This is a genomic window from Mycobacterium sp. JS623 (assembly GCF_000328565.1).
Classification (GTDB): domain Bacteria; phylum Actinomycetota; class Actinomycetes; order Mycobacteriales; family Mycobacteriaceae; genus Mycobacterium.
On the sequence record NC_019966.1, the window covers coordinates 1,804,424 to 1,826,014 of the forward strand.

At 64.5% G+C, this 21,591-nt stretch carries 18 protein-coding genes and 2 pseudogenes; 14 read left to right on the plus strand and 6 right to left on the minus strand.

What is annotated here, in order from left to right; all coding sequences use genetic code 11:
- Positions 1 to 30 precede the first annotated feature (30 nt).
- Together MYCSM_RS08770 and lpdA are read left to right on the plus strand one after the other, a co-directional pair.
- The gene (locus MYCSM_RS08770; protein ID WP_015305793.1) at positions 31 to 1,347 is read left to right on the plus strand and encodes a dihydrolipoamide acetyltransferase family protein; all 1,317 of its coding nucleotides are present in this window, start codon (positions 31 to 33) and stop codon (positions 1,345 to 1,347) included.
- Positions 1,348 to 1,448: 101 nt separating this feature from the next.
- Positions 1,449 to 2,831: a dihydrolipoyl dehydrogenase gene (gene lpdA, locus MYCSM_RS08775; RefSeq protein ID WP_015305794.1), complete on the plus strand. Its 1,383-nt coding sequence runs from the start codon at positions 1,449 to 1,451 to the stop codon at positions 2,829 to 2,831.
- 347 nt (positions 2,832 to 3,178) lie between these two features.
- Here the strand turns inward: lpdA and MYCSM_RS35840 are convergent.
- Positions 3,179 to 3,431, minus strand: a pseudogene (locus MYCSM_RS35840) (IS630 family transposase); the annotation flags it as partial.
- Positions 3,432 to 3,575: 144 nt separating this feature from the next.
- Entirely contained in the window at positions 3,576 to 4,421 is an 846-nt protein-coding gene (locus MYCSM_RS08780) for a COG4705 family protein (RefSeq protein ID WP_015305795.1), read from the minus strand.
- Positions 4,422 to 5,240: 819 nt separating this feature from the next.
- On the opposite strand from MYCSM_RS08780, the gene MYCSM_RS08785 reads away from it, so the two are divergent.
- From MYCSM_RS08785 to MYCSM_RS08810, 6 genes are all read left to right on the plus strand, one after another.
- Positions 5,241 to 6,353, plus strand: a complete 1,113-nt coding sequence (locus tag MYCSM_RS08785; protein WP_015305796.1) for an LLM class flavin-dependent oxidoreductase — start codon at positions 5,241 to 5,243, stop codon at positions 6,351 to 6,353.
- Between the two features lie 79 nt (positions 6,354 to 6,432).
- The gene (locus tag MYCSM_RS08790; RefSeq protein WP_015305797.1) at positions 6,433 to 7,866 is read left to right on the plus strand and encodes an FAD-binding oxidoreductase; all 1,434 of its coding nucleotides are present in this window, start codon (positions 6,433 to 6,435) and stop codon (positions 7,864 to 7,866) included.
- 40 nt (positions 7,867 to 7,906) lie between these two features.
- Positions 7,907 to 8,962, plus strand: a complete 1,056-nt coding sequence (locus MYCSM_RS08795; protein WP_015305798.1) for an amidohydrolase family protein — start codon at positions 7,907 to 7,909, stop codon at positions 8,960 to 8,962.
- Positions 8,963 to 9,041: 79 nt separating this feature from the next.
- Positions 9,042 to 10,097, plus strand: a complete 1,056-nt coding sequence (locus MYCSM_RS08800) for a TAXI family TRAP transporter solute-binding subunit (RefSeq protein ID WP_015305799.1) — start codon at positions 9,042 to 9,044, stop codon at positions 10,095 to 10,097.
- Positions 10,098 to 10,170: 73 nt separating this feature from the next.
- Positions 10,171 to 10,770 (plus strand): NADPH-dependent FMN reductase, encoded by a 600-nt coding sequence (locus tag MYCSM_RS08805; protein ID WP_015305800.1) that lies wholly within the window; start codon positions 10,171 to 10,173, stop codon positions 10,768 to 10,770.
- 17 nt (positions 10,771 to 10,787) lie between these two features.
- Positions 10,788 to 11,231: a hypothetical protein gene (locus MYCSM_RS08810; protein WP_015305801.1), complete on the plus strand. Its 444-nt coding sequence runs from the start codon at positions 10,788 to 10,790 to the stop codon at positions 11,229 to 11,231.
- Positions 11,232 to 11,242: 11 nt separating this feature from the next.
- Here the strand turns inward: MYCSM_RS08810 and MYCSM_RS08815 are convergent, their stop codons facing one another.
- The 3 genes and pseudogenes from MYCSM_RS08815 to MYCSM_RS08825 form a co-directional block, all read right to left on the minus strand.
- Positions 11,243 to 11,539 carry a hypothetical protein gene (locus tag MYCSM_RS08815; protein ID WP_015305802.1) on the minus strand — a complete coding sequence of 99 codons (297 nt, stop codon included), beginning with the start codon at positions 11,537 to 11,539 and terminating at the stop codon, positions 11,243 to 11,245.
- A 2-nt stretch (positions 11,540 to 11,541) separates the two neighbouring features.
- Entirely contained in the window at positions 11,542 to 12,027 is a 486-nt protein-coding gene (locus MYCSM_RS08820) for a DUF2269 family protein (protein WP_015305803.1), read from the minus strand.
- Positions 12,028 to 12,242: 215 nt separating this feature from the next.
- A pseudogene (locus MYCSM_RS08825) lies at positions 12,243 to 13,189 on the minus strand (GlxA family transcriptional regulator).
- A 300-nt stretch (positions 13,190 to 13,489) separates the two neighbouring features.
- Between MYCSM_RS08825 and MYCSM_RS08830 the strand changes: the two are divergent.
- Together MYCSM_RS08830 and MYCSM_RS08835 are read left to right on the plus strand one after the other, a co-directional pair.
- The gene (locus tag MYCSM_RS08830) at positions 13,490 to 14,146 is read left to right on the plus strand and encodes a DJ-1/PfpI family protein (protein ID WP_041313575.1); all 657 of its coding nucleotides are present in this window, start codon (positions 13,490 to 13,492) and stop codon (positions 14,144 to 14,146) included.
- Positions 14,147 to 14,446: a hypothetical protein gene (locus MYCSM_RS08835; protein ID WP_015305806.1), complete on the plus strand. Its 300-nt coding sequence runs from the start codon at positions 14,147 to 14,149 to the stop codon at positions 14,444 to 14,446.
- 129 nt (positions 14,447 to 14,575) lie between these two features.
- On the opposite strand, the gene MYCSM_RS08840 is transcribed toward MYCSM_RS08835, so the two are convergent.
- Positions 14,576 to 15,526: an MBL fold metallo-hydrolase gene (locus tag MYCSM_RS08840; protein ID WP_015305807.1), complete on the minus strand. Its 951-nt coding sequence runs from the start codon at positions 15,524 to 15,526 to the stop codon at positions 14,576 to 14,578.
- Between the two features lie 304 nt (positions 15,527 to 15,830).
- Here MYCSM_RS08840 and MYCSM_RS08845 point away from each other — a divergent pair, with 304 nt between their 5' ends.
- From MYCSM_RS08845 to MYCSM_RS08860, 4 genes are all read left to right on the plus strand, one after another.
- A complete protein-coding gene (locus MYCSM_RS08845; RefSeq protein WP_015305808.1) occupies positions 15,831 to 16,760 on the plus strand; it encodes an MBL fold metallo-hydrolase in 930 nt (309 codons plus the stop codon).
- The gene (locus MYCSM_RS08850; RefSeq protein WP_015305809.1) at positions 16,757 to 17,989 is read left to right on the plus strand and encodes an FAD-dependent oxidoreductase; all 1,233 of its coding nucleotides are present in this window, start codon (positions 16,757 to 16,759) and stop codon (positions 17,987 to 17,989) included. Before MYCSM_RS08845 ends, MYCSM_RS08850 begins: the two co-directional genes overlap by 4 nt.
- Positions 17,990 to 18,099: 110 nt before the next feature.
- Positions 18,100 to 18,546: an MmpS family transport accessory protein gene (locus MYCSM_RS08855; RefSeq protein ID WP_015305810.1), complete on the plus strand. Its 447-nt coding sequence runs from the start codon at positions 18,100 to 18,102 to the stop codon at positions 18,544 to 18,546.
- Complete coding sequence (locus MYCSM_RS08860) at positions 18,543 to 21,446, plus strand: MMPL/RND family transporter (protein WP_015305811.1); 2,904 nt, start codon at positions 18,543 to 18,545, stop codon at positions 21,444 to 21,446. Before MYCSM_RS08855 ends, MYCSM_RS08860 begins: the two co-directional genes overlap by 4 nt.
- Positions 21,447 to 21,591 lie beyond the last annotated feature (145 nt).

Here is a 21,591-nt window from a genome sequence, read left to right on the forward strand (position 1 = left end):
CAACGCCGCCCGAATCGCTGAAGGACCACGATGACCGAAACCCACCAGTTCACCTTGCCCGACGTCGGGGAAGGACTCACCGAAGCCGAGATCGTCAAATGGCATGTCGCAGTTGGCGATACGGTCGAGGTGAACGACACCCTTGTTGAGGTCGAGACAGCCAAATCGCTGGTCGATCTGCCCTCCCCGTACGCCGGTGTCATCGCCAAACTTCATGCGGTCGAGGGAGAGACGGTCGCGGTCGGCTCCGTCATCGTCAGCTTCACCGGCGCGGCGGCGGCCAGCGACCCGGCGCAGCGCGACGCTGCTGATTCGGAATCCGAGCCCGCGGGTGAACCGCACCAGGCGGCAGCTCCGCAGCCAACGGAGCAACCCGCAGACGAACGGCAGCCGGTGCTTGTCGGATACGGGCCCAGCCGGGCGACGGTAACGCGGCGTCCACGTAAACCCGGATATCGCAGCCCGGTACATCCGGTACCGGTGGCCGGCGCGCCCCACCGGCCGTACGCCACACCGCCGGTCAGACTCCGGGCCAGAGACCTCGGCGTCGATCTGGCGACAGTGAGACCGACGGGTGCGTGGGGACAGATCACCCGAACCGACGTCGACGCAGCACAAACCTCGGCGGCCGCCGACGAGGCCGCCGATCCCGCAGAGACCAGGATCCCGGTCAAAGGCGTTCGGAAAGCGACCGCGGACGCGATGGTCGCCTCGGCCTTCACCGCGCCGCACGTCACCGAGTGGGTCACCGTCGACGTCACGGACTCCCTGGCGCTGCTGGAACAGCTGCGCAGCGACCTGGCCTTCGCGGGCGTCCGGCCGACCCCGCTGGTGCTCATCGTTCGCGCGACGCTGTCCGCGCTGCGCGCACATCCCGAGATCAACGCGAAATGGGACGCCGAGGCGGGCGAGATCGTGCACTACCGCGACGTGAATCTCGGTATCGCGGCGGCCACACCGCGCGGTCTGCTCGTGCCGAACATCAAGGCGGCACAGACGCTTTCCACTCGCGAACTCTGCGACCGGCTCGACGAACTCATTACGACGGCCCGCGACGGCAAGACCCAACCGGCGGCGATGGCCAACGGCACGTTCACCATCACCAACATCGGTGTCTTCGGCGTCGACGGCGGCACGCCGATCCTCAACCCGGGTGAGGCCGGGATCCTGTGCGTGGGCCAGATTGCCCGCAGGCCTTGGGAACACCAGTGTGAGATCACGCTACGTAGCGTGTGCACCCTGTCGCTGTCCTTCGACCACAGGCTCGTCGACGGGCAACTCGGCAGCCAGGTGCTCGCCCACGTCGCCCGACTGCTTGCCCAGCCGTCACTTGCCCTCGTCCACTGAGCCCTCGGCCCGCACGACGCACGTCATCGACGACCGCTGCGGACCGCTCAAACACCGGACTGCAGAGCCCAAACGCCGACCGCGTCGCAAAGGAATGTCTGATGATCGAACGCACCGCTGATCTGGTGATCCTGGGCGGCGGCTCGGGCGGCTACGCGTGCGCGCTGCGGGCCGCGCAGTTAGGCGCATCGGTGGTACTGGTCGAGAAGGACAAACTCGGTGGAACCTGCCTGCACCGCGGCTGCATCCCGACCAAGGCGCTGCTGCACGCCGCCGAGGTCGCCGACGCCGCCCGCGACGGCGTCAAGGTGGGCGTGTTGTCCCAGCTGGCCGGGATCGACATGGCCGGTGTCAACACCTACAAGGACGGCGTCGTCGCGCGGCTGCACAAGGGGCTGCAGGGGCTGGTGAAATCCCGCAACATCGAGCTCATCGAGGGCATCGGCACGTTGGTCGGCCCGAATTCGGTCGAGGTCGACGGGATCCGCTACAGCGCCCGTAACGTCGTGCTGGCGACCGGCTCCTACGCAAAGACGCTGCCAGGGTTGAACATCGGCGGTCCGATCATCACCTCCGATCACGCGTTGACCCTGGCCGAGGTGCCGCGGCGCGTGATCGTTCTTGGCGGCGGAGTGATCGGCGTCGAGTTCGCCAGCGTGTGGCGATCCTTCGGCGCCGAGGTCACCGTCGTCGAAGCCCTGCCGCGGCTAATCCCCAACGAGGACGAATTCGCCTCTGCCTCGCTTGAGCGCGCCTTCCGCCGCCGCGGCATCACCGCCAAGACCGGCGTGGCGCTCAAAGCGGCCAGCGCCCACCCGGACGGAGTCACTGTCACGTTGGACTCCGGCGACCACATCGAGGCCGACCTGCTGCTGGTGGCCGTTGGGCGCGGTCCCAACACCACCGGCCACGGCTACGAGGACGTCGGACTTGCGCTCGACCGCGGTTTCGTCAGCACCGACGCACGTCTTCGCACCAACCTCGACGGCGTCTACGCGGTCGGCGACGTGGTCGCCGGCTTGCAGCTGGCCCACCGCGGATTTGCCCACGGCATCTTTGTCGCCGAGGACATCGCCGGCCTGGACCCTCGACCCGTCGACGAAGCAGGGATCCCCAGAGTCACCTACTGCCAACCCGAGATCGCCTCGGTCGGGCTCACCGAAGCCGCCGCGAAGGACAGGTTCGCCGAGATCGAAACGCTCACATACGATCTCGGCGGCAACGGCAAGTCCCAGATCTTGCAGACCTCCGGGGCGATCAAACTGATCAAGGCCGGCGCAAATGGCACTGGCGGGCCGGTCGTCGGGATCCACATGGTCGGCGCCCGCGTCGGTGAACTCATCGGCGAGGCCCAGCTTGTCTATAACTGGCAGGCCGAGGCAGGCGACGTCGCCCCGCTGGTGCACGCCCACCCCACCCAGAACGAGGCGTTCGGCGAGGCCCACCTCGCGCTTGCAGGGAAGCCACTGCATGCCCATGGTTAGCACGCGCCAGTGCAGTCCTCCGCGGCGTGAGCCGAAGTGCAGGCCTCGGGCACTTCCCGCTCTCGATTGACGGCGGCCCTAGACCTGCGACGCACACAACTCACGTTGCCGGTGATGGCCATTCCAGACCGCCAACGGCCGCCGGCCCGCTTGCCAGGTGTCATTGGTTGTCGGACCAGGCTGCGACGTGGTGTCGATGAACTGGTCTGCGCGCGTACACACTTGTCTGATCGGTGCAGCAGCGGGAGACCGGTTTGTCGGCCGGGCCGGTCGTTCAACCTCGACGATGCGATCGGCTACGCGCTCGGTGAAACTACCTAGTGTCCTGAGTCGTTAACTCGGGTGCACTAGTTGGCGATGCTGGCCAGGATTTGGCAGGTGGCTTTGGTCCAGACGTCGCGTCGTGGGGGTGTCGTTCCAGGTGTCGATCACGGCGGATGTCGGCGTTGAGTTGACGGTCCGAGGTGTGGGTGCGCGGCGCCGGTTCTTGGTGGTCGGTTCAGCGAACCACCGTTCGACCAGGTTGAGCCACGATGAGCTGGTTGGAGTGAAGTGCAGTACGAGCCGGGGATGGCTTGTCAGCCAACGCCTTACCGCCGGGTCTTGTGCTGCCGGTGACCACCCCATAGAAAAGAGTCAATTTCAGACGCCTTTGACATCGCGACCGCCGCGCCCATGTCGTCACTCTCGGCACCGTCCGGAGACGTGCCAGCACGTAACCCTGAACCACAAACGTTTGGCCAACTAGGAATCTCGTTCGGGTGCGGTCATGGAGTGCTTGTGTCGCGCCGCCTCGCTGGAGACCAGGCCGACGATCAGGATGGTCGCGACCAGTGTGACCCAGCCAGCGCCCAATCCGAGGCCGCTTTCGTTCGGGACGACTGCGAGCCAGTCCGCAAAAGACGCACCCAGCGGACGTGTCAGGACGTAGGCGCACCAGAAGGCCACGATAGCGTTCAGACCCAGCCACCGATGCCCAATCGCTGGCAGCGCGATCAGGACCGCGAATAAGACGCCCGACAAGAGAAACCCCAGGTTGCGAGTTGTTGCCGCGACATCGCCCAGCGCGGTGCCGAGGGCGAACGTGAAGAAAACCGCGATCCAATAGAACGTCTCACGGCGACGCGTGTTGATGCTGTGCACGGACAGTGTCTTTTCAAGCAGATACCAGAGTCCGAAGTCCACGATAAGCGCGCCCGCATACGCCGCAGTCGTCGCCCATAGCGGGACGCCGATGATGAAGTGCACTACATCGGCGGCTACGGTGCCGAAGATGCTGACCCCGACTACCGCGAACCAGTACACCGCCGGTACGTAGCGCCGCCGTGAAAACTGCAGCACTAGCGCCACCACGAAGATCAGCGTGTCGAGACCAAGCGTGCCTGCAATGCCTATTACGGGTAGACCCTGGCCCCTCCTGAGCGCCCAGTCCGATGCGGATTCACCCATGCCAGTGCTCAATATCTTGATGACCCAAAACAGGGCGGTGATCTGAGGCACTTTCGTCATCATCGGTTCACCGCTGCGGTGCTGCCGTGCGGTCTGGATGGGAACGCGTATCGCGTTGGTCACGTCTTGGGAATTCAACACTTCTACTTCCTATGAATCGAAGTTCTCGGCGGAGACGGCGATGTCAGGACAGTCGACTAGCGCATCGGGGCGAGTTCGCATGAGAGAAACGTCGCCGCGGTGAACGTGCCCGTCACGGGTGACCCCTTCTGCGCTGACGCCGGAGAGCCCCGTGATGCTGACTGAGCGACGCGGTATTACGCGTTGGCGACGAAGTGATCCACTGAGTGTCCGACGTCTTCGATGGTGTTCTCGGCGATCTCCATGTCCTATCTGAGCGGTGTTCAAATGAACGATCCGATGCTAGCGCGAATCTGAACACTGTGCAGATTCCGACGAATCAGCCTCGAGATGCTTGCTGGGTTGTGCCGACGCCCCATGACGCCAAGATCGTGTTGAGCATTGATAGGCGGACTGAGTTGGAGGGACGCTGAAGACCACCTCGCAGGATGTCACGCATTGATCGACGCAGTCGATGGCCAGCATCGCCAACTAGTGCGCCCGCACCAACGACTCAGTACACAGCGGTCGAGCTGTGCTCTCGCCGCAAATTCTGTAGCAAATCAGAGTCAGCGGCACACTCGAACCGTGGGACGTCACCAACGATGGTCGAGCTGATGACGCCCATCCTCGCCGCCTAGACCTCCTCTTACGGCGCTGCCAACGCCTGCTTGACGCTCATAGTTCCGCGGACTAATCTGACTGAAGTTCTGACTATCGGTATGGTGTTCTGTTCTGAGGAACAAGACGGCCCCGATCGGACAAGATGTGCAGCGCCCCGGATAGGGAGCCTCGGTCCCACCGGATCCCGAGGTCCCGACAGAGGAGAGATAGAAGCTGATGCAACTCGGATTCTTTACCCAGCCGGTCCATCCGCTCGGCCGCGACTACGCCGAAACATTGGCGGAAGATCGTGCGATCTTCATCCTTGCTGATCAGCTGGGATTCTCCGAGGCATTTTGCGGCGAGCACCTGGTCGACCAGATCGAAAACGTTCCCAGCTCACTGCTGTTCCTCGCGTCGCTCGTCGACTCGACGAAGACGATGAAGCTGGCCCCCGGCGTGCTTAATCTTCCGTTCAGCCATCCCGCCGTCATCGCGGCGAGCGTCGCGATGCTCGACAACATGCTGCAGGGCCGGCTGATGCTCGGGATCGGGGCAGGCGTCGGTCGGGCAGACGCAGAGATCGTGGGTCGACTTGACGAAGATCGCAACGCGATGTTCGAAGAGGCGATCGAGCAGATCGTGGCCCTGTGGACGACGGAGGCGCCCTACCGTCTCGCGGGCAAGTACTGGAACATCTCCACCGAGCGCACGCTGTGGCCCGAACTCGGGTTGGGGTCCATGGTCAAGCCATTCCAGAAGCCGCATCCGCCGATCCTCGGAGCGTCAGGCGATCCGGCCTCCAAGCGGGTGTCGGCTTTCGGGCGAAACGGCTGGCTGCTCATGTCGTCTGACACCGTGCCTGCCAACCGGCTGGCCGAGCACTGGGAGAACTACGAGGCCGGGTGCGTTGACGGCGATCGGCAGGCAGATCGCGACGAATGGCGTGTTGTGCGTTCGATATTCGTCTGCGAGGACGAGAAGACCGCGCGCTCCTACGGCAAGGATGATCCGCAGAGTCCGTATCGCCAGCACTTTGAGCACCTGTTCACGAAGTTCAAAAAGGGGCGCTCCTTGGGCATGGTCAAGACCGATCCGCAGATGCCCGACGAGGACGTGACGCTGGACTACTTCGTGGACGAGTGCATCATCGCCGGCGGGATCGATCAGGTGATTGACGAGATACTGGCCATCCGCGAGGCGGCCGGACCCTTTGGAACCCTGGTCTATGCCGGCAAAAACTGGACCGATCCGGCGCTGAGCCGTCGCTCGATGGAATTGATGGCCGAGGAAGTCATGCCCGCCATCAACGCGGCGACCGGCAGTGACACGGTTGCGGCCTCGGCATGACAGTCATCACCAGGCAGGGAGGGCCCGTGGCGTTTGGGATCAAATGCGCGGACAGTAACGATCATCGAAAGGTGCGGTTGTGACGAGCGAGTTGACCACCCAGAAGTTTGACGACTTCCCGCCGGTATTCAAAGGGCCGACGCTGCGGCCCGGCGACGAAGGCTTCAGAGAATCTCGCCTGCTGTGGAACATGCGGCGCGCCAACGACATCCCGGCCTTGATCGTGCAGCCCCTTGATCCCGAGGACGTCGTGGTGGCCGTCGACTACGCCCGTCGCCACGGCGTAACAGTCGCGGTCCGCAGCGGAGGTCACGGCGTCGACGGCTACGCGATGCCGCACGACGCGCTGGTCATCGACACCTCGAAGATGAAGCGGATCTCGGTCGACGCGGCGACGGGACGCGCCACACTCGAAGCCGGGGTCCTGCTTGGCGAGATGGACGCCGCCACCCAGGAGCACGGCTATGCGGTGCCCGCCGGGGTGGTCAGCAACACCGGGGTAGCGGGTCTCGCGCTGGGCGGCGGAGTTGGTCATCTCTCGCGCACCTTCGGCGCCACCGTCGACAATCTGCTCTCGATCGACGTCGTCACGATGGATGGCCGTGTCACCACTGCGTCGGCGGAGTCCAACCCCGACCTCTTCTGGGGCATGCGCGGCGCCGGGCACAACCTGGCGATCGCGACGTCGTTCACCTTCCAGGCGCAGAAGGTCGGCCCGCAGGTCGTCAGTGGCGTCCTCGTCTACTCGCCGCAGGAGGCGCTGTCGTTCTGCGCCGGCATTGACGAGGCGATGAGCCGATCTCCCCGGAGCCTCTCCATACCCATGATCTTCACGCCCGCACCGCCGCTGCCGGGCCTGCCCGAGGAGCTGATCGGCACGCCGCTGCTGCTCGCAGTCGTCATCTATGTCGGCCCAGTCGAGGACTACGACGCCGCGATAAGCGAAGTCAACGCCCTGGCAACACCTTTGGCCAACATGGTGGGACCAACCACGTGGTGCGCGACGAACTCGCTGGTGGATGCCTTTCAACCGATCGGCGGGCGCTACCACAGTGGTGGTGGATACCTGTCGGCGATGAGCGCCGAGATCGCCGCGCTCGCACTGGAACGCGTCGCGGCGGCGCCGGTGCCCACCGGCCCGAGCACCGGGTGTCTGATCTCGTTCCCCATGCTTGGCGGCGCATTGCAAGACGGCGACGAGGAGGCCTGCGCGTTCTCCCGCACCGGCGCCGCCTGGGTATCCGAGGTGGTCGCGATGTGGGACACCGAGCCAGCCGACGACGAGTACATGGGCTGGGTCGCCGAGGGTGTGGAGGCGCTGGAGCCCTACTCGACAGGAACCGGCTACATCAATCTGACAGCGCACCGCGGTCCGGAGTGGCTGCGCAATGTGTACGGCTCGGCGCAGAAGTGGGACCGGATCGTGGAGCTCAAGCGCAAATGGGATCCCGACAACCGGCTTGCGCACAACAAGAACGTGCTGCGTGCAGCCGACGCGACGCCCACGGACTGACCGCCGAGCCAGCGGCAGCCGAATCGCCAAGGAGAAGCCAATGAGGATCATCGCAGTCGAAGAGCACTTCCTCGATCCCGAGATCGCGGCGGCGACTGCGCCGGCGCTCAAAGAACTGAGCCCCGATTTCATGGCCGCGTTCGTCGAGACGGGCGACTTTCCGCCGCCGGACGTGGCGCAGGGGTTGGGCGAGCGGCGGTTGGCCGACATGGACGACAGCGGGATTGCGATGCAGGTGCTGTCCTGCCCGAACGCCCAACTTCTCCCCGCGGAGTGCGCGGTCGAGGTGGCCCGCCATGTCAACGACAAAGCGGCCGACGCCACCCGCAGGCATCCGGATCGCTTCGCCGCCTTCGCGGCCTTGCCCACCGCCGTGCCCGACGCAGCCGCCGCCGAGCTGGCGCGGTGTGTGACCGAGCTCGGCTTCGTGGGGACGCTCATCACGGGTAGGACCGATGGGGAGTATCTCGACGCCCCGCGCTTTGATCCGATCCTCAAAAGCGCGGCAGACTTTGACGTTCCGATCTATCTGCACCCTGCCGTCCCGCCGTGGGCCATCACCTGCGCCTGCTACGTCGGCGGCCTCTCGCCGATCGTGACCGCGCGCCTGCAGACCAGTGCATGGGGTTGGCACCAGGAGACCGCAGCCCACTTCCTGCACCTGGTCCTCTCAGGCGTGCTCGACCGCTACCCGCAGCTTCAGTTCATCCTTGGGCATTGGGGCGAGATGGTTCCGTTCTTCCTGGATCGGATCAACGGGGAACTTCCGCAACGGGTCACCAAGCTCGACCGACCGTTCATCGACTACTTCCGCGACAACGTCTACATCACCCCGAGCGGCATGTTCAGCCAGGCACAGCTTCAGTACTGCCTCGAGATGCTCTCGATCGACCGCATCCTGTTCTCGACGGACTATCCAATCCTGCCCATGGCAGGTTCGACCGGCTTTCTGGACGAGGCGAACATTTCCGACGAGGACAAGCGAAAGATCGCCCACGAGAACGCCGAGCGGCTCTTGCGGCTCACGCCCAACGGTGATCCGGACAACCTCCTCGCCGACAACAAGAACGGGCCCGTCCCGACAGCCGTGTCGTGACGCAGCGGCGAACTGACCACCCAGCCCATCGGGGCGGTGCACAGCAAGGAACCGAATCAACCGAAGGGAAAGGCACACGATGAGCAACGCAGCGAACAAAACCTATGCCCCCGCGCCCATCAAAGAGGGCGGGATGCCATCGGTGGTGCCCGGCTTCGGCCCGGTGGATCCGGTCAACATCCGCGCCCTGTTAATGCTCGAAGTCGCGAAGTACCTGATGGTCGACGACGAGTGGCCGTACCGCGAGACGACCATCCAGATGCAGAGTGCCGGTGACGAACTGGGTGTATTCCGGTTCTTCGGCGCCAACCACCCGGATTCCATCCGCCAGGTCTTCGAACGCAAACTCGACATTTCGATCATGAATCCGTCGGTCATCTTGTCGATGGCCCACCGCGGCGTGGGTCCGTATGACGAGCCCATGCAGGTGGCGCTGATCGCCGTGATGCCCCACGACGACCAGCTCGGGTTCGCCGTCAGCGAGGCGTCCGGCCTGACCTCGCTCGACGACATTCGCGAAAAGCGCTATCCGCTGCGGTTGTCGGTCCGCGGGTCGCTGGATCACAGCACCACCGAACTGGTGGAGGAGGTCTTGAACGTGCACGGGTTCGGCTACGCCGACATTGTCGAGTGGGGCGGCAGCGTCTCCTACGACCAGCAGATGCCGCCGATCGGGTTCCCCAACAACCCATCTCGGATCGAGCTCGCCGCCGCCGGGCACTACGACGCTATCTTCGAAGAGGGCGTCTTCATCTGGGTGAACGCCGCTGTGGGGGCCGGCCTGCGTTTCTTGGACATCGCACCCGAGCGGCTCGCCGAGCTGCAGCGACTCGGGTTCGCGCCCGCCAAGATCGAAAAATCTCGCTACACCGGGCTCGCGGCCGACGTCACGACGGTCGATTTCAGCGGGTGGCCGATTTATGCCCGCGCCGACGCCCCCGATCTGCTGGTCCGCAAATTCTGTCAGGCGCTGGAAGTCAGGAAGGACTCCATCCCCTGGAACATCGGCCCGGTCAAACAGCAGGACCTGCCGCTGCAGAAGATGCTGGTGGAAACCCCGGAGACGCCGCAAATGGGTGTCCCCTTCCACCCGGCGGCCAAGGAGTTCTGGACAGAGATGGGCTATCTCAAATAGCACCCACCCCAAGGGGGACGTACGCGGTGCCGGCCTAGCGGCGGCGTACATCCGACTCGCTGTAGGAGGTTTTGTGATCGATCAACCGCTTCACGTCGTGGGAATCGGCGGCACTGTCCGTCCAGGCTCCTCAACCGAACAGGCGTTGCGTTCTGCGCTCGCGCGGGTAGAAGCGATGGGCGCCACCACTACATGCTTCGGCGGAGCCGAACTCAGCGAGCTGGCGATGTATGACCCGCGCAGCTCGGCGCGATCCAGCATGGCCATGTTTTTGCTGAGCGAGCTGCGCAAGGCCGACGCCATCGTCATCGCTTCCCCCGGCTACCACGGAGGCGTCTCGGGTCTGGTGAAGAACGCGCTGGATTACACCGAGGACTTGCGCGCCGACCCACGGCCCTACTTCCACGGGTTGCCGGTCGGGTGCATCGCCACCGGCGCTGGCTGGCAAGGCGTCGTCACGACCCTCAACCAGCTCAGGACGATTGTGCACGCCCTCCGCGGCTGGCCAACCCCGCTCGGTATCGGGATCAACACCGTCGAAACGACATTCGACTCTGACGGCCGCGGTGACAGCAAGCTCGAGAAACAGCTGACCGTGATGCAGCAGGAGCTGTTCGGTAGCGCGTCGCTGCACCGTCGAGCCGCGTGGCCGGCGCAGCACGTTGGGACCTGAGGGGAGTGCCCATCACCATGGGGAGCCCAGCGCCAAACGCAGCGGGCGGAATCCGCGGCCAAACCACTGTTGCGCCGCAACGCCGTCGCATCACCGACGCGGAGCTCGCGTGGGCACTGGTCGAAACAGCTAAATCCAATTTGGACAGCGTCAGTCGGACCGCCGCATTTGTCGAAATAGGCTGCGGTGACGACATATCGGCGATCTCCCGGATACTGACCGCTGCGGTGCAAGGCTACGTCGGCCTTCCGGGCTCGCTCTTGCGGATGACCGACGAGTGGCTGGACCGCTATCGCGGAGTCGCTTTTGAGCCCGCGTTGCGCGACCTCCTTAGCAAGGCGCATCGGTTTGCCACGCCGGAACTTGTCGACGGACAAGTCGCCCGGCCGGTGACGACGCGCCCACTGCGGGTCCGCCGGGAGTACCGAACACCACGCAGGAGTCCTGCCCGCCCACGATAATTCGCCACACCTCAGACGGCGTCGGGGTCGGCGCGATCATCGATGTGTGCGCGCGCCAGGCGGGCCTCGTCTGGTGCATTGCGCAGCAAGAGGAATCCGCCGATCCCGGGAACCAGCGACAGCGCCTTGACCCTGTTCGGAACCGACAGCAGCGTCGCGCTGGCGATGATGCCCAGGTAGGCCAGGCCGTGCAGTAGACCGACAACACCGGAGACAGCTGGATTGTGAACGGTCGCCAGGTTGACGAGAAGCACCGCCAACGAGCAGGTTTCGACGGTGGAGATGGCCACCAACGGTTGGATACGCATCGTCATATTCCCGTGGTCGAGCCGGGCCGCGCGATCATGAGGACGACGACGACCAGCCATAGCAGTGAGAACACGCCGGTGAACATCGACAGACGACGCGCGGTGCGCAGCAGGCGCGAATCCTGGTCGGCGCTCGGCTTTTCTGAGGCTCCGGTGATGGCGGCCATCAGACCGCGCTGCGCCGGCAGCACCAGGCCGGCAAGCACACCGGCCGCGCCGAGCGTGACGACAAGCGACAGCACTATCCACAGATCGGTCAGCACGCCCATCTTCACCGCCAGCACGATACCCACGACCGGTACGGCCAACCCCAGCACGGCATAGACACAGGTGATACGGTGCATCGCCGCTGCGACCGCACTCGACCCGCCGCCGCCATCAACGAGGGCTTGGCGGGCAAACCGCGGAAAGAGACTGGCGGCCACCGTAATTGGACCGATAAAGATGATCGACGCAGCGACATGCACGCTCAACAACAACTTGTTCAAAAGTCATTCCCGCCTTCGGCACGAGGCGCGGTGAAGGGCCCGGCCGCGAGTGCGCGCTGACGGCCCTTGCGCGCCATCAGCGCAGTCATTGCCCACATCATCGTGGCGGGCCTGGTAGAAATACCAGCGGGCTGAGAGCCATTCTTCACCGGATTCTTGCCATCGGCACGCCGTCGCCCGCCGTGTGCTGCCGGTCCGGCAACTGCCACGCCAGCCTAGGCCGATAACCGTCCACGGAACGTGGAGCGGTAGCTGCTGGGCGTGACGCCGGCGATGCGCCGAAACTGCTCGCGGAAGTTGGTGCTGGAGGTGAAACCGACTCGCTGCGCGATGTTTTCGACGCTCTCCGGTGTCGCTTCGAGCAGTTCCTGGGCGTGGCGGATTCGCACACCGATCAACCACTCCATCGGGGTTTGGCCCGTCTCGGCGCGAAATCGCCGGTTCAGCGTGCGCAGGCTCATCGCCGCGTGCTCGGCGAGGTCTCGCAGTGTCAACGGCTGGCTGACGTTGGCCTCGATCCAGGTCAGCAGTTCGTCGAGGTCGGTACCGACGAAGCCTTGATTGCGCAGGATGAACTGTGCCTGCCCGCCACTGCGGTACAGGGGAGCCACCGCCTCACGTGCCGCGTCGGCGGCGACTGCTGCGCCGTAGTCTCGCTGCACGAGGTGCAGACACAGTCCAAACCCGCCGATGCACCTGCCGAGGTCAAGATTTGGCCTTCGTCGACGAACAGCGCGTCCGGTTCGAGATGGACGCGCGGGAACGCCTCGCGGAATGCGGCTGCGGCGCGCCAGTGCGTGGTTGCGCGTCTATCGTCGAGCAGCCCCGCCGCCGCTAACGTGAAGGCGCCCACACAGATTGACGCGATCCGGGTGCCGCGGTCGAATGCTGTCCGCAGCGCATCTACGACAGCCTCGGGCGCAGGCGCGAGGATACTGTGCCGGCCCGGCACCACGATCGTGTCCGCACCTGCCAGTCGGTCTAAGCCGCAGGTGGGAACGATCCGCATCGGACCCGCCGCAATCGCGGGCTCGTCGCCGGCAACGACGACCTCATAGCCGCAGCGACCGTCGGGTAGCCGCACTCGGCCCAGACTGTCCACCGGAGTGGACAGGTCAAACGCCACTGAATCGGGCAGCGCCAACACCGCGACCGTGTGCATTGCTGCATGCTACGTCCGTGGGGTGGCAATCTGTACTCGGTGTGCAAGTATCCGGCCAGCAGCGGTGCCTACCGGGTTTCCACCGCAGCGGGGTCAGCCGCGCACGGCGACCACAGCTGGCGGCGATCGCCGCTGATCCCTGTGTGACCTAGATGTCTGCCTTTGCCCGCGCAGTATTGTTACTGGCAGAGCGTTGGTTTGCGAGGCTGCGCTCAACGACCACAGCAGCGGCAAAATACCGGTGGAATGTGGCTATCACGCCACTAGTGGATGAGCGTAGCCGCCCCAATAATGGCTGACATGCATGCGCAAATCGTGTTATTCGACGCGTTCGATCCACTGGACGCCATCGCCCCGTTCGAAGTGCTCTCGGCAGGCAGCGACGCCGTGGGCGGCGATCTCGTCGTCGAGCTGGTGTCGGCAGAGGGGCCGCGCGAGGTGGTCAGCGGCACCGGCGGCTTGACGCTCACCGCCACCGCGGCACTGGACCCCACCAAGCCCGGATACGTGATCGTTCCCGGGGCCAGCGGCCCGATTTCGGCTGACCCCGACGATGGCATCGAGACGATCCCTGTGCTGTTGGCCAACGCGGTCGACACTGCGCTGATCCCGTTGATGCGCAAAGCGTTTGACCATCCCGACGTCACCGTCGCCACCGTCTGCGGCGGCTCTGTTCTGCTGGCGATGGCCGGGCTCATCGAGGACCGCCACGCCACCACACATGTTCTGGGAATCGACGTCCTGGACGCCGCCGGTGTACGTGCGGTGCGCGCCCGCGTCGTCGACGACGGCGACTTCGTCAGCGGCGGAGGCGTGACGTCGGGACTGGATCTCGGGCTGCACCTGTTGCACCGCTCCTACGGGCCGCGGGTCGCTCACGCCGTTGAGCAACTATTCGAATACGAACGCCGCGGCACGGTGTGGGCGCCGTCCGGGCACGAACCGGTGGAGGTATAGATGAGCGTGGTAGGGGATTGGGACGTCACGATCAAGACGCCGATCGGCTCGTTGGCGGTGAGTTACACGTTCAGCCAGGCCGATAAAGGACTGGCTGGCACCGCGACGCTGAAGGGCGATACGGTTCCGCTGCAAGATATTTCGGTCGACGGCGACCGGGTGACGTGGCACCAGTCGGTCAAGAAGCCGATGCGGCTCAACTTGGACTTCGATGTGGTGGTCAGTGGCGACGAGCTATCCGGTCACTCACGGGCCGGGCGGCTGCCGCGCTCAGCGGTCACCGGCACACGCCGCGGCTGACCGCCCGCCACGCCATCGCAGGAGTCGGCGCGTGCGGTTTGGCGCTGCCGTCACATGAGGGCCGCTGTGATCGTGCGCCCGGACGACAACGCCTATGAGAGCGAATAGTTGGGATCTGCTGTCACAGCGTCATTGTTCGCGGTCGAGTTGGTCGTAGAAGGCACGCACTGCGTATCGGATGTTGCGTGGTCCATCCCACGTGGGCCAGGTGGTTTGAGCGTGCTCGGCGATCCTGGCGGCCGCTTCGGCGTGTGATGCTCCCGCGAGCCGCTGTTGGCGGGCTTGCTCGGACAGATAGACCAAGTAGTCGCGGACCGCGGCGATCTGACCGACGTCGGTGAGCTCGCCGTGGCCGGGCACCACGATGTCGGGCGACGTTGCGATGAGCCGGTCGAGTGTGTCGATCCAGCGTCGCCCGTCGAAGTCAGTGTCGAAGGGGGGGAAGTACGGAAGTATGGGGAACATTCGAGTCTCGAAGAGGTCGCCCCCGAACAGGACCCGATCGTCGATGTGCACGGTTTGGTCGTCGGTGGTGTGGGCAGGTCCGCACTGTCTCAGCACCGCGCGTGTGCCGCCGAGGTCGATCTCCAGACGCCGCTCGTAGGAGACGTCGCAGTCGACGAGCTCGAGGCCATCCAATCTGGCAGCCACGTGGGGGCTGAGCGTTTGGAAGGTGTGCACGTACGTTGCGGCGTGATGGTGCAGTCTGTGGCGCTGCGCATCGCTGTAAACGATGGTGGCCGCCCCTTGGAACGCTTGCGCACCAAACCCGTGACCTGGATCGAACTGGGTGATGGCCAGAAACAATTTGCGATCGCCGGCCAACCGGCGGGCGTGCTCGAGGACGACGGCTCCATTGCTGGGTCCGATCCCCGTGTCGACGACCAGGGCGGCGTGGTCACCCAGCACGATGCCGATGTTGGGAACGAACGGTACGCGGTTATCGCCGATGACAAACACGCCCTCGGAGACTTCGACGGGTTCTCCTGAGACCGCGGGGTCGACGATTCCAGGAAGGTATCCATCGGCCCTCGAGGTCAGATGACCGTCGCAGCCCCGCAATGTGTCCGGGTTGCTCATGAGTGCTCCTTTGCCAGTGCGGTGCTGATCTGATCGTGGTCGAAATCTATTGGAGTGAAAGGGGATATAGATCCACTGCGGCGCCATGGGGTGGCGGGCCGAGTGTGCGAGTAAGTTGGCCGCGCTGCATTCGCTGAGGCCGCGCCCCGCGCGCGCCAAACGGATCGGTGTCCACGCCATACGGGCAGCGGGCTTTGGTCACGCGTTGCATCTTAACATCGATCAAATCAAATCTGTACGGTGTTCAGATAGCGTGCTATCGTGGCGACAGCATTTGAACACTGATCAGATAGGGAGTGGGTAGATGTGCAGCATTGACGTCGAGGCGGCTGGTCCCGACGGGGTGGCCGAGGTGCATGATGCGACGGCCCCGCTCGTGGCGGGCGAGCCCGTCGAGGTCAGTGCGGGGGTGTATGTAGTTCCCGATCGCCGGGTGCCGCTGGTGCCCAATGTGGGGATCGTGGTGGGACAGCGCGCGGCGTTGGTGGTCGATACCGGTATCGGTCCGCGCAACGGTGCCTATGTGCTGGAGCAGGCCAGGGAGCTGGCCAAGGATCGCCCGCTGTTTCTGACCACTACGCACTTTCATCCAGAGCACGGTTTCGGTGCGCAGGCGTTCAAGGGTGCGGCGACCATCGTCTACAACGCCGCTCAACGCGACGAGTTGCACCGCAAGGGACAGGCGTATCTGGGCATGTTCAAGGGCCTCAGTCCGGTGTTCGCCGCCGAACTTGACGATGTCGAGCTGGTGGACCCCGATGTGGTCTACCAGACTTCGTCCGAAATCGATCTGGGTGGAACGCGGGTCACGTTGCGCTCGATCGGGCCCGCGCACAGTGCGGGTGACCAGGTGATTCTCGTCGATGACCGGGTGCTGTTCACCGGGGATCTGGTGGAGCACCGGATGTTTCCGCTGGCGCCCTACTTTCCGCCGTTTGACGTCGACAGCGAGGTCGCCCGCTGGATCGGGCTGCTGGACGAACTGCTGAGCCTCAAGGCAGAAGTCGTGGTACCCGGCCACGGCGAGATCGCGGAGAACACCATCGTGGCCTACCGCGACTATTTCGACTACGTGCGCGCCGAGACGACCCGACTGCACAAGGCCGGCGCGTCCGCCAAGGAGGCGGCCGAAGCGATCGTTCTGGACGCCCGTGACCGCTGGAGCGACTGGGACAACCCCGACTGGATCCCCTTTGTCGCCAACGCGTTCTACCGAAGCATCGAGGCCGCATGACCGCCAATCCCGCCAACGGCCAGACGCGCGATCAGCTGACCCCCATATCCACCGAAGTCCTCATCGTCGGCGGCGGTCCGGTAGGACTGGCGACCGCAATCGCCCTGCAGCAGGCCGGTGTCGACGTCATCGTGTTGGAGAAGCGGTACGCCCGTGAATCGACGACATCGCGCGCGATGGTGGTCCACGCCCGCACTCTGGAGGTCCTCGAAGACCTCGGGATGACCGAGACTCTGGTGGCCAGCGGTCATCGCGCCTCCGCGTTCATGTTCCATGAGGGCGCAAAAACACTGCTGCGCTTACCTTTCGACGGTCTACCGACGAAGTACCCCTACATGCTGTTGGTGCCGCAGTGGCGCACCGAGCAGATTCTCGAGGAACGCCTGACCGCGTTGGGCCCGAAGGTCCGTTACGGGTGGACGTTCCGCGGACTGCGCCAGCACGTGGCCGGTGTCGACGTCCAGGTGGACGACCCCGACGGCGCGCATCGTGTGATTCGAGCCCAGCTCGTGATAGGCGCCGACGGCGGCAGGAGTGCGGTACGCGGTGCAGTCGAGATCCCGTTCGTCGGTGAGGATTACGCAGGCGACTTCCTTCTTGCCGACGTCGACATGACCGCGGACCTCAGTGATGACGCGATCCACAACTTCCTGGCGCCCGAGGGCATGATGGTGATCGAACGACTGCCCGACGGCAAATGGCGCATCGTGACCACCGACGTGCCCACCGCGGCCGCACCCACCCGCGAGGCGCTTCAGGCGCTGGTCCATGCCCGAGCCACCACGACGGCACGGATCGGGTCGATAGCCTGGATGTCGCGCTACGGGGTGGCCCATCGCATCGCCGCGGCGTATCGACGGGACCGCGTCTTACTGGCCGGCGATGCAGCCCACCAACACAGCCCGGCCGGCGGGCAGGGCATGAACACCGGTATCCAGGACGCGGTCGTACTCGCGGAACTCGCACATGCCGCTCTGCGCCTAGACGATCTGACCCTGCTCGACGAGTACGAGCGCCGACGCCGCAAAGTCGCCAAGGGCGTGATCCGGTTGACCGATCGGTTCACCCGCCTGGTGACGGTGCGCACCACCGTGAACCGCCGACTACGCAACATCGCTTTGAGGGTGGTGGGTCGGCTACCCGGTGTCCGACGCGCGATCGCCATGCGCATATCCGAACTGACCAACAGGGACACCCCGGCGACGCTTCCCGCCGAAGCCTATTGGTGATCGACCGCCACTCACGGAGAAGCGTTATGGCACCGGCTTGGGTGTCGTAGGACAGCTAAGGACCTCTCGCCTAAAGGTGCGACGTGGACCTATTCTCGAAAGGCCCAGAGATGCAAGGGTTCTCGGCACGCACCCTCGTCAGACGGCGATGGACGTTCATCGTGGCCGTGCTCGTGGTGGCTCTCGTCGGCTTCACCGTTTATCGGTTGCATGGCATATTCGGCTCGAACAACGCGGTGTCACGTCCCAGTGCGGACTCCCTGGAGAACACGGGCTATAACCCCAAGCGCGTCCTGTTCGAAGTCTTCGGGTCCCCGGGCTCGGTCGCCACCATCAACTTCCTGGACGAACACGCCCAACCCCAGCGCGTCACGGATGCGCCCCTGCCGTGGTCACAACTGTTGACCACGGATGACCCAGTCCTCTTCGCTGACCTCCGTGCGCAGGGGGATGGCGTTTCCATCGGTTGCCGCATCACCGTCAATGGTGTGGTCAAGGACGAAAGGTCCATCAACAACGTGAACGGTTACATCGCTTGCCTGGACAAGTCAGCATGAACGACCACCGCGTGGATGATCGAGTCGAATCGACGGCCGAGGGTTCTAGGCTGGCGCGAATCATCCGGCGGCTCGCCGTGCCGATCCTGCTGGCCTGGGTCGCCGTCGCCGTTCTCACGAATGTTCTTGCGCCACAGTTGGAAGTGGTCGGAGCGGCACATTCGGTGGCGCAGAGCTCGCCGGACTCGCCGGCGTTGCAGGCGTTCAACCACATCGGCAAGGTCTTCGGCGAGTTCGACTCCGACAGCGCGGCCATGATCGTGCTCGAAGGCGACCAGCCTCTTGGCGCGGATGCCCATCACTTCTACGACACCCTGGTGAAGCGCATGTCCCAGGACACCAAACACGTCGAGCACATTCAAGACTTCTGGGGTGACCCGCTCACGGCGGGCGGTTCGCAGAGCAAGGACGGCAAGGCCGCTTACGTCCAGGTGTACTTGGCCGGCAACCAGGGCCAGGCACTGTCCAACGAATCCGTCGACGCCGTCCGCGAGATCGTGGCGAGCACGCCGGCACCGCCTGGGGTCAAGGCCTACGTCACCGGTGCGGCGCCACTGGTCACCGACAACTTCGAGGTGGGCAGCAAGAGCACCGAGAAGGTCACCACTATCACCTTGTTGGTCATCGCGTTGATGTTGCTCGTCGTCTACCGTTCCATCGCCACGACGCTCATCATGCTCGTCACGGTCCTCGTCGAATTGGTCGCCGCCCGAGGTGTCGTCGCCGTGCTCGCGAATTGGGGAATCATTGGGCTGTCGACCTATTCGACGAATCTACTGACGCTGTTGGCGATTGCCGCGGGCACGGACTATGCCATCTTCGTGGTTGGCCGCTATCAGGAAGCACGCAACCGCGGAGAGGAGCGAGCAGCGGCGTATCACGACATGTTCCGCGGAACCGTGCACGTGATCGTCGGCTCTGGACTGACCATCGCCGGGGCGGTGGCGTGCCTGTACTTCACCAGGCTGCCGTACTTCCAGAGCTTGGGCGTGCCCGCCGCCATCGGAGTACTTGTGACCTTGGCGGCCGCGCTGACCCTGGGGCCGGCCGTGCTGGTCATCGGCAGCCGTTTCGGACTGTTGGAGCCGAAACGCAAAGTGCGCGCAAGCAGATGGCGCCGCATTGGTACCGCCATCGTGCGTTGGCCCGGTCCGGTCCTGGTCGTATCGTGCGCGATCGCTCTGGTCGGTCTGCTCGCCCTACCCGGGTATAAGACCAGCTACGACGCCCGTCCCTATCTGCCTGCGTCGGCGCCGGCCAACGTCGGCTACGCTGCGGCCGAACGCCATTTCTCCCAAGCCCGGCTCAACCCCGAGTTGCTGATGGTCGAGACCGATCATGACATGCGAAACCCCGCCGACATGCTCATCCTCGAACGCGTTGCCAAGGCCGTTCTGCACACTCCCGGCGTATCCCTGGTGCAGTCGATCACCCGGCCGCTGGGGACGCCAATCACCCACAGCTCCATTCCATTTCAGATCAGCGCATCAAGCGCCAGCCAAATCATGAACCTCGGCTACCAACAGGACCGGGCGACCGATCTGCTCAAGCAGGCCAACGACATCTCCAACACCATCGACATCCTTAAACGACAAGTGGCGTTACAGCAGGCCAGCGCTGCCGCCACCCACGAGCAGACCCAGGCGTTCCACCAGACCGTGGCAACGGTCAACGAACTGCGCGACAAGATCGCCAACTTCGACGACTTCTTCCGGCCGCTGCGCAATTACTTCTACTGGGAGCCGCATTGTTTCGACATCCCCTCCTGTGCGGCCTTGAGATCGGTCTTCGACGCGCTCGACGGCATCGACGCGCTCACCGATCAATTCGGGCAGATCACGACAAGCCTCGACAAGCTCGACGCCCTCCAACCGCAACTGGTGGCCCTGTTGCCTCCGCAGATCGCCATTCAAGAACGAAACCGCGACCTCACCCTGTCCAACTACGCCACGACGGCCGGAACCGACGCCCAGAACCAGGAGGCACTGCGCAACGCGACCGCACTTGGCCAAGCCTTCGACACCGCCAAGAACGACGACACCTTCTACCTCCCACCGGAAGCCTTCGACAACGCCGACTTCAAGCGCGGACTCAAACTGTTCCTCTCGCCCGACGGCAAAGCCGCCCGCATGATCATCACCCACGAGGGCAATCCCGCTACCCCTGAGGGCATCTCGCACGTCGACGCCATCAAGAACTCCGCATTCGACGCCATCAAGGCCACTCCACTGGCGGATGCCAAGGTCTACCTCGCGGGAACGGCGGCAACGTACAAGGACATTCGGGACGGCGCCAAATACGATCTGATCATCGCCGCGCTGGCCGCAATGAGCCTCATCCTGCTCATCATGATCTTCATCACCCGAAGTTTGGTTGCCGCCCTGGTCATAGTCGGCACGGTAGCGCTGTCATTGGGGGCATCGTTCGGCCTGTCGGTGCTGGTGTGGCAGTACGTCCTCGGCATCCCGTTGTACTGGATCGTGCTGGCGCTGGCGGTCATCCTGCTCCTGGCCGTCGGCGCCGACTACAACCTGCTATTGATATCCCGGTTCAAGGAAGAGATCGGGGCGGGACTCAAGACCGGCGTGATCCGCGCCATGGCCGGCACCGGCGGGGTCGTGACCGCAGCAGGTCTGGTGTTCGCCGCCACCATGTCCTCGTTCGTGTTCAGCGATCTGCGTGTCCTCGGCCAGATCGGCACCACCATCGGCCTCGGTCTGCTCTTCGACACCTTGATCGTGCGGTCGTTCATGACGCCGTCCGTCGCAGCGCTGCTCGGCCGCTGGTTCTGGTGGCCACAGAACGTGCGACCGCGGCCCGCCAGCCGAATGTTGCGCCCCTACGGATCCCGTACCGCAGTCCGAGGACTGCTTGAACCAGAACCGCAGGACGCCATCTGATGTGCCACCACGGCCGCCGCTCCAACCCGCGATGAGCTGCCGGCGCTGGTCCACGCCTGGGCGACCGCTACCGCACGGATCGGCTCGATTGCCTGGATGCCGCGCTAACAGGAAAACTGTTGCGCCGCAAGATCGACGAGCTTGA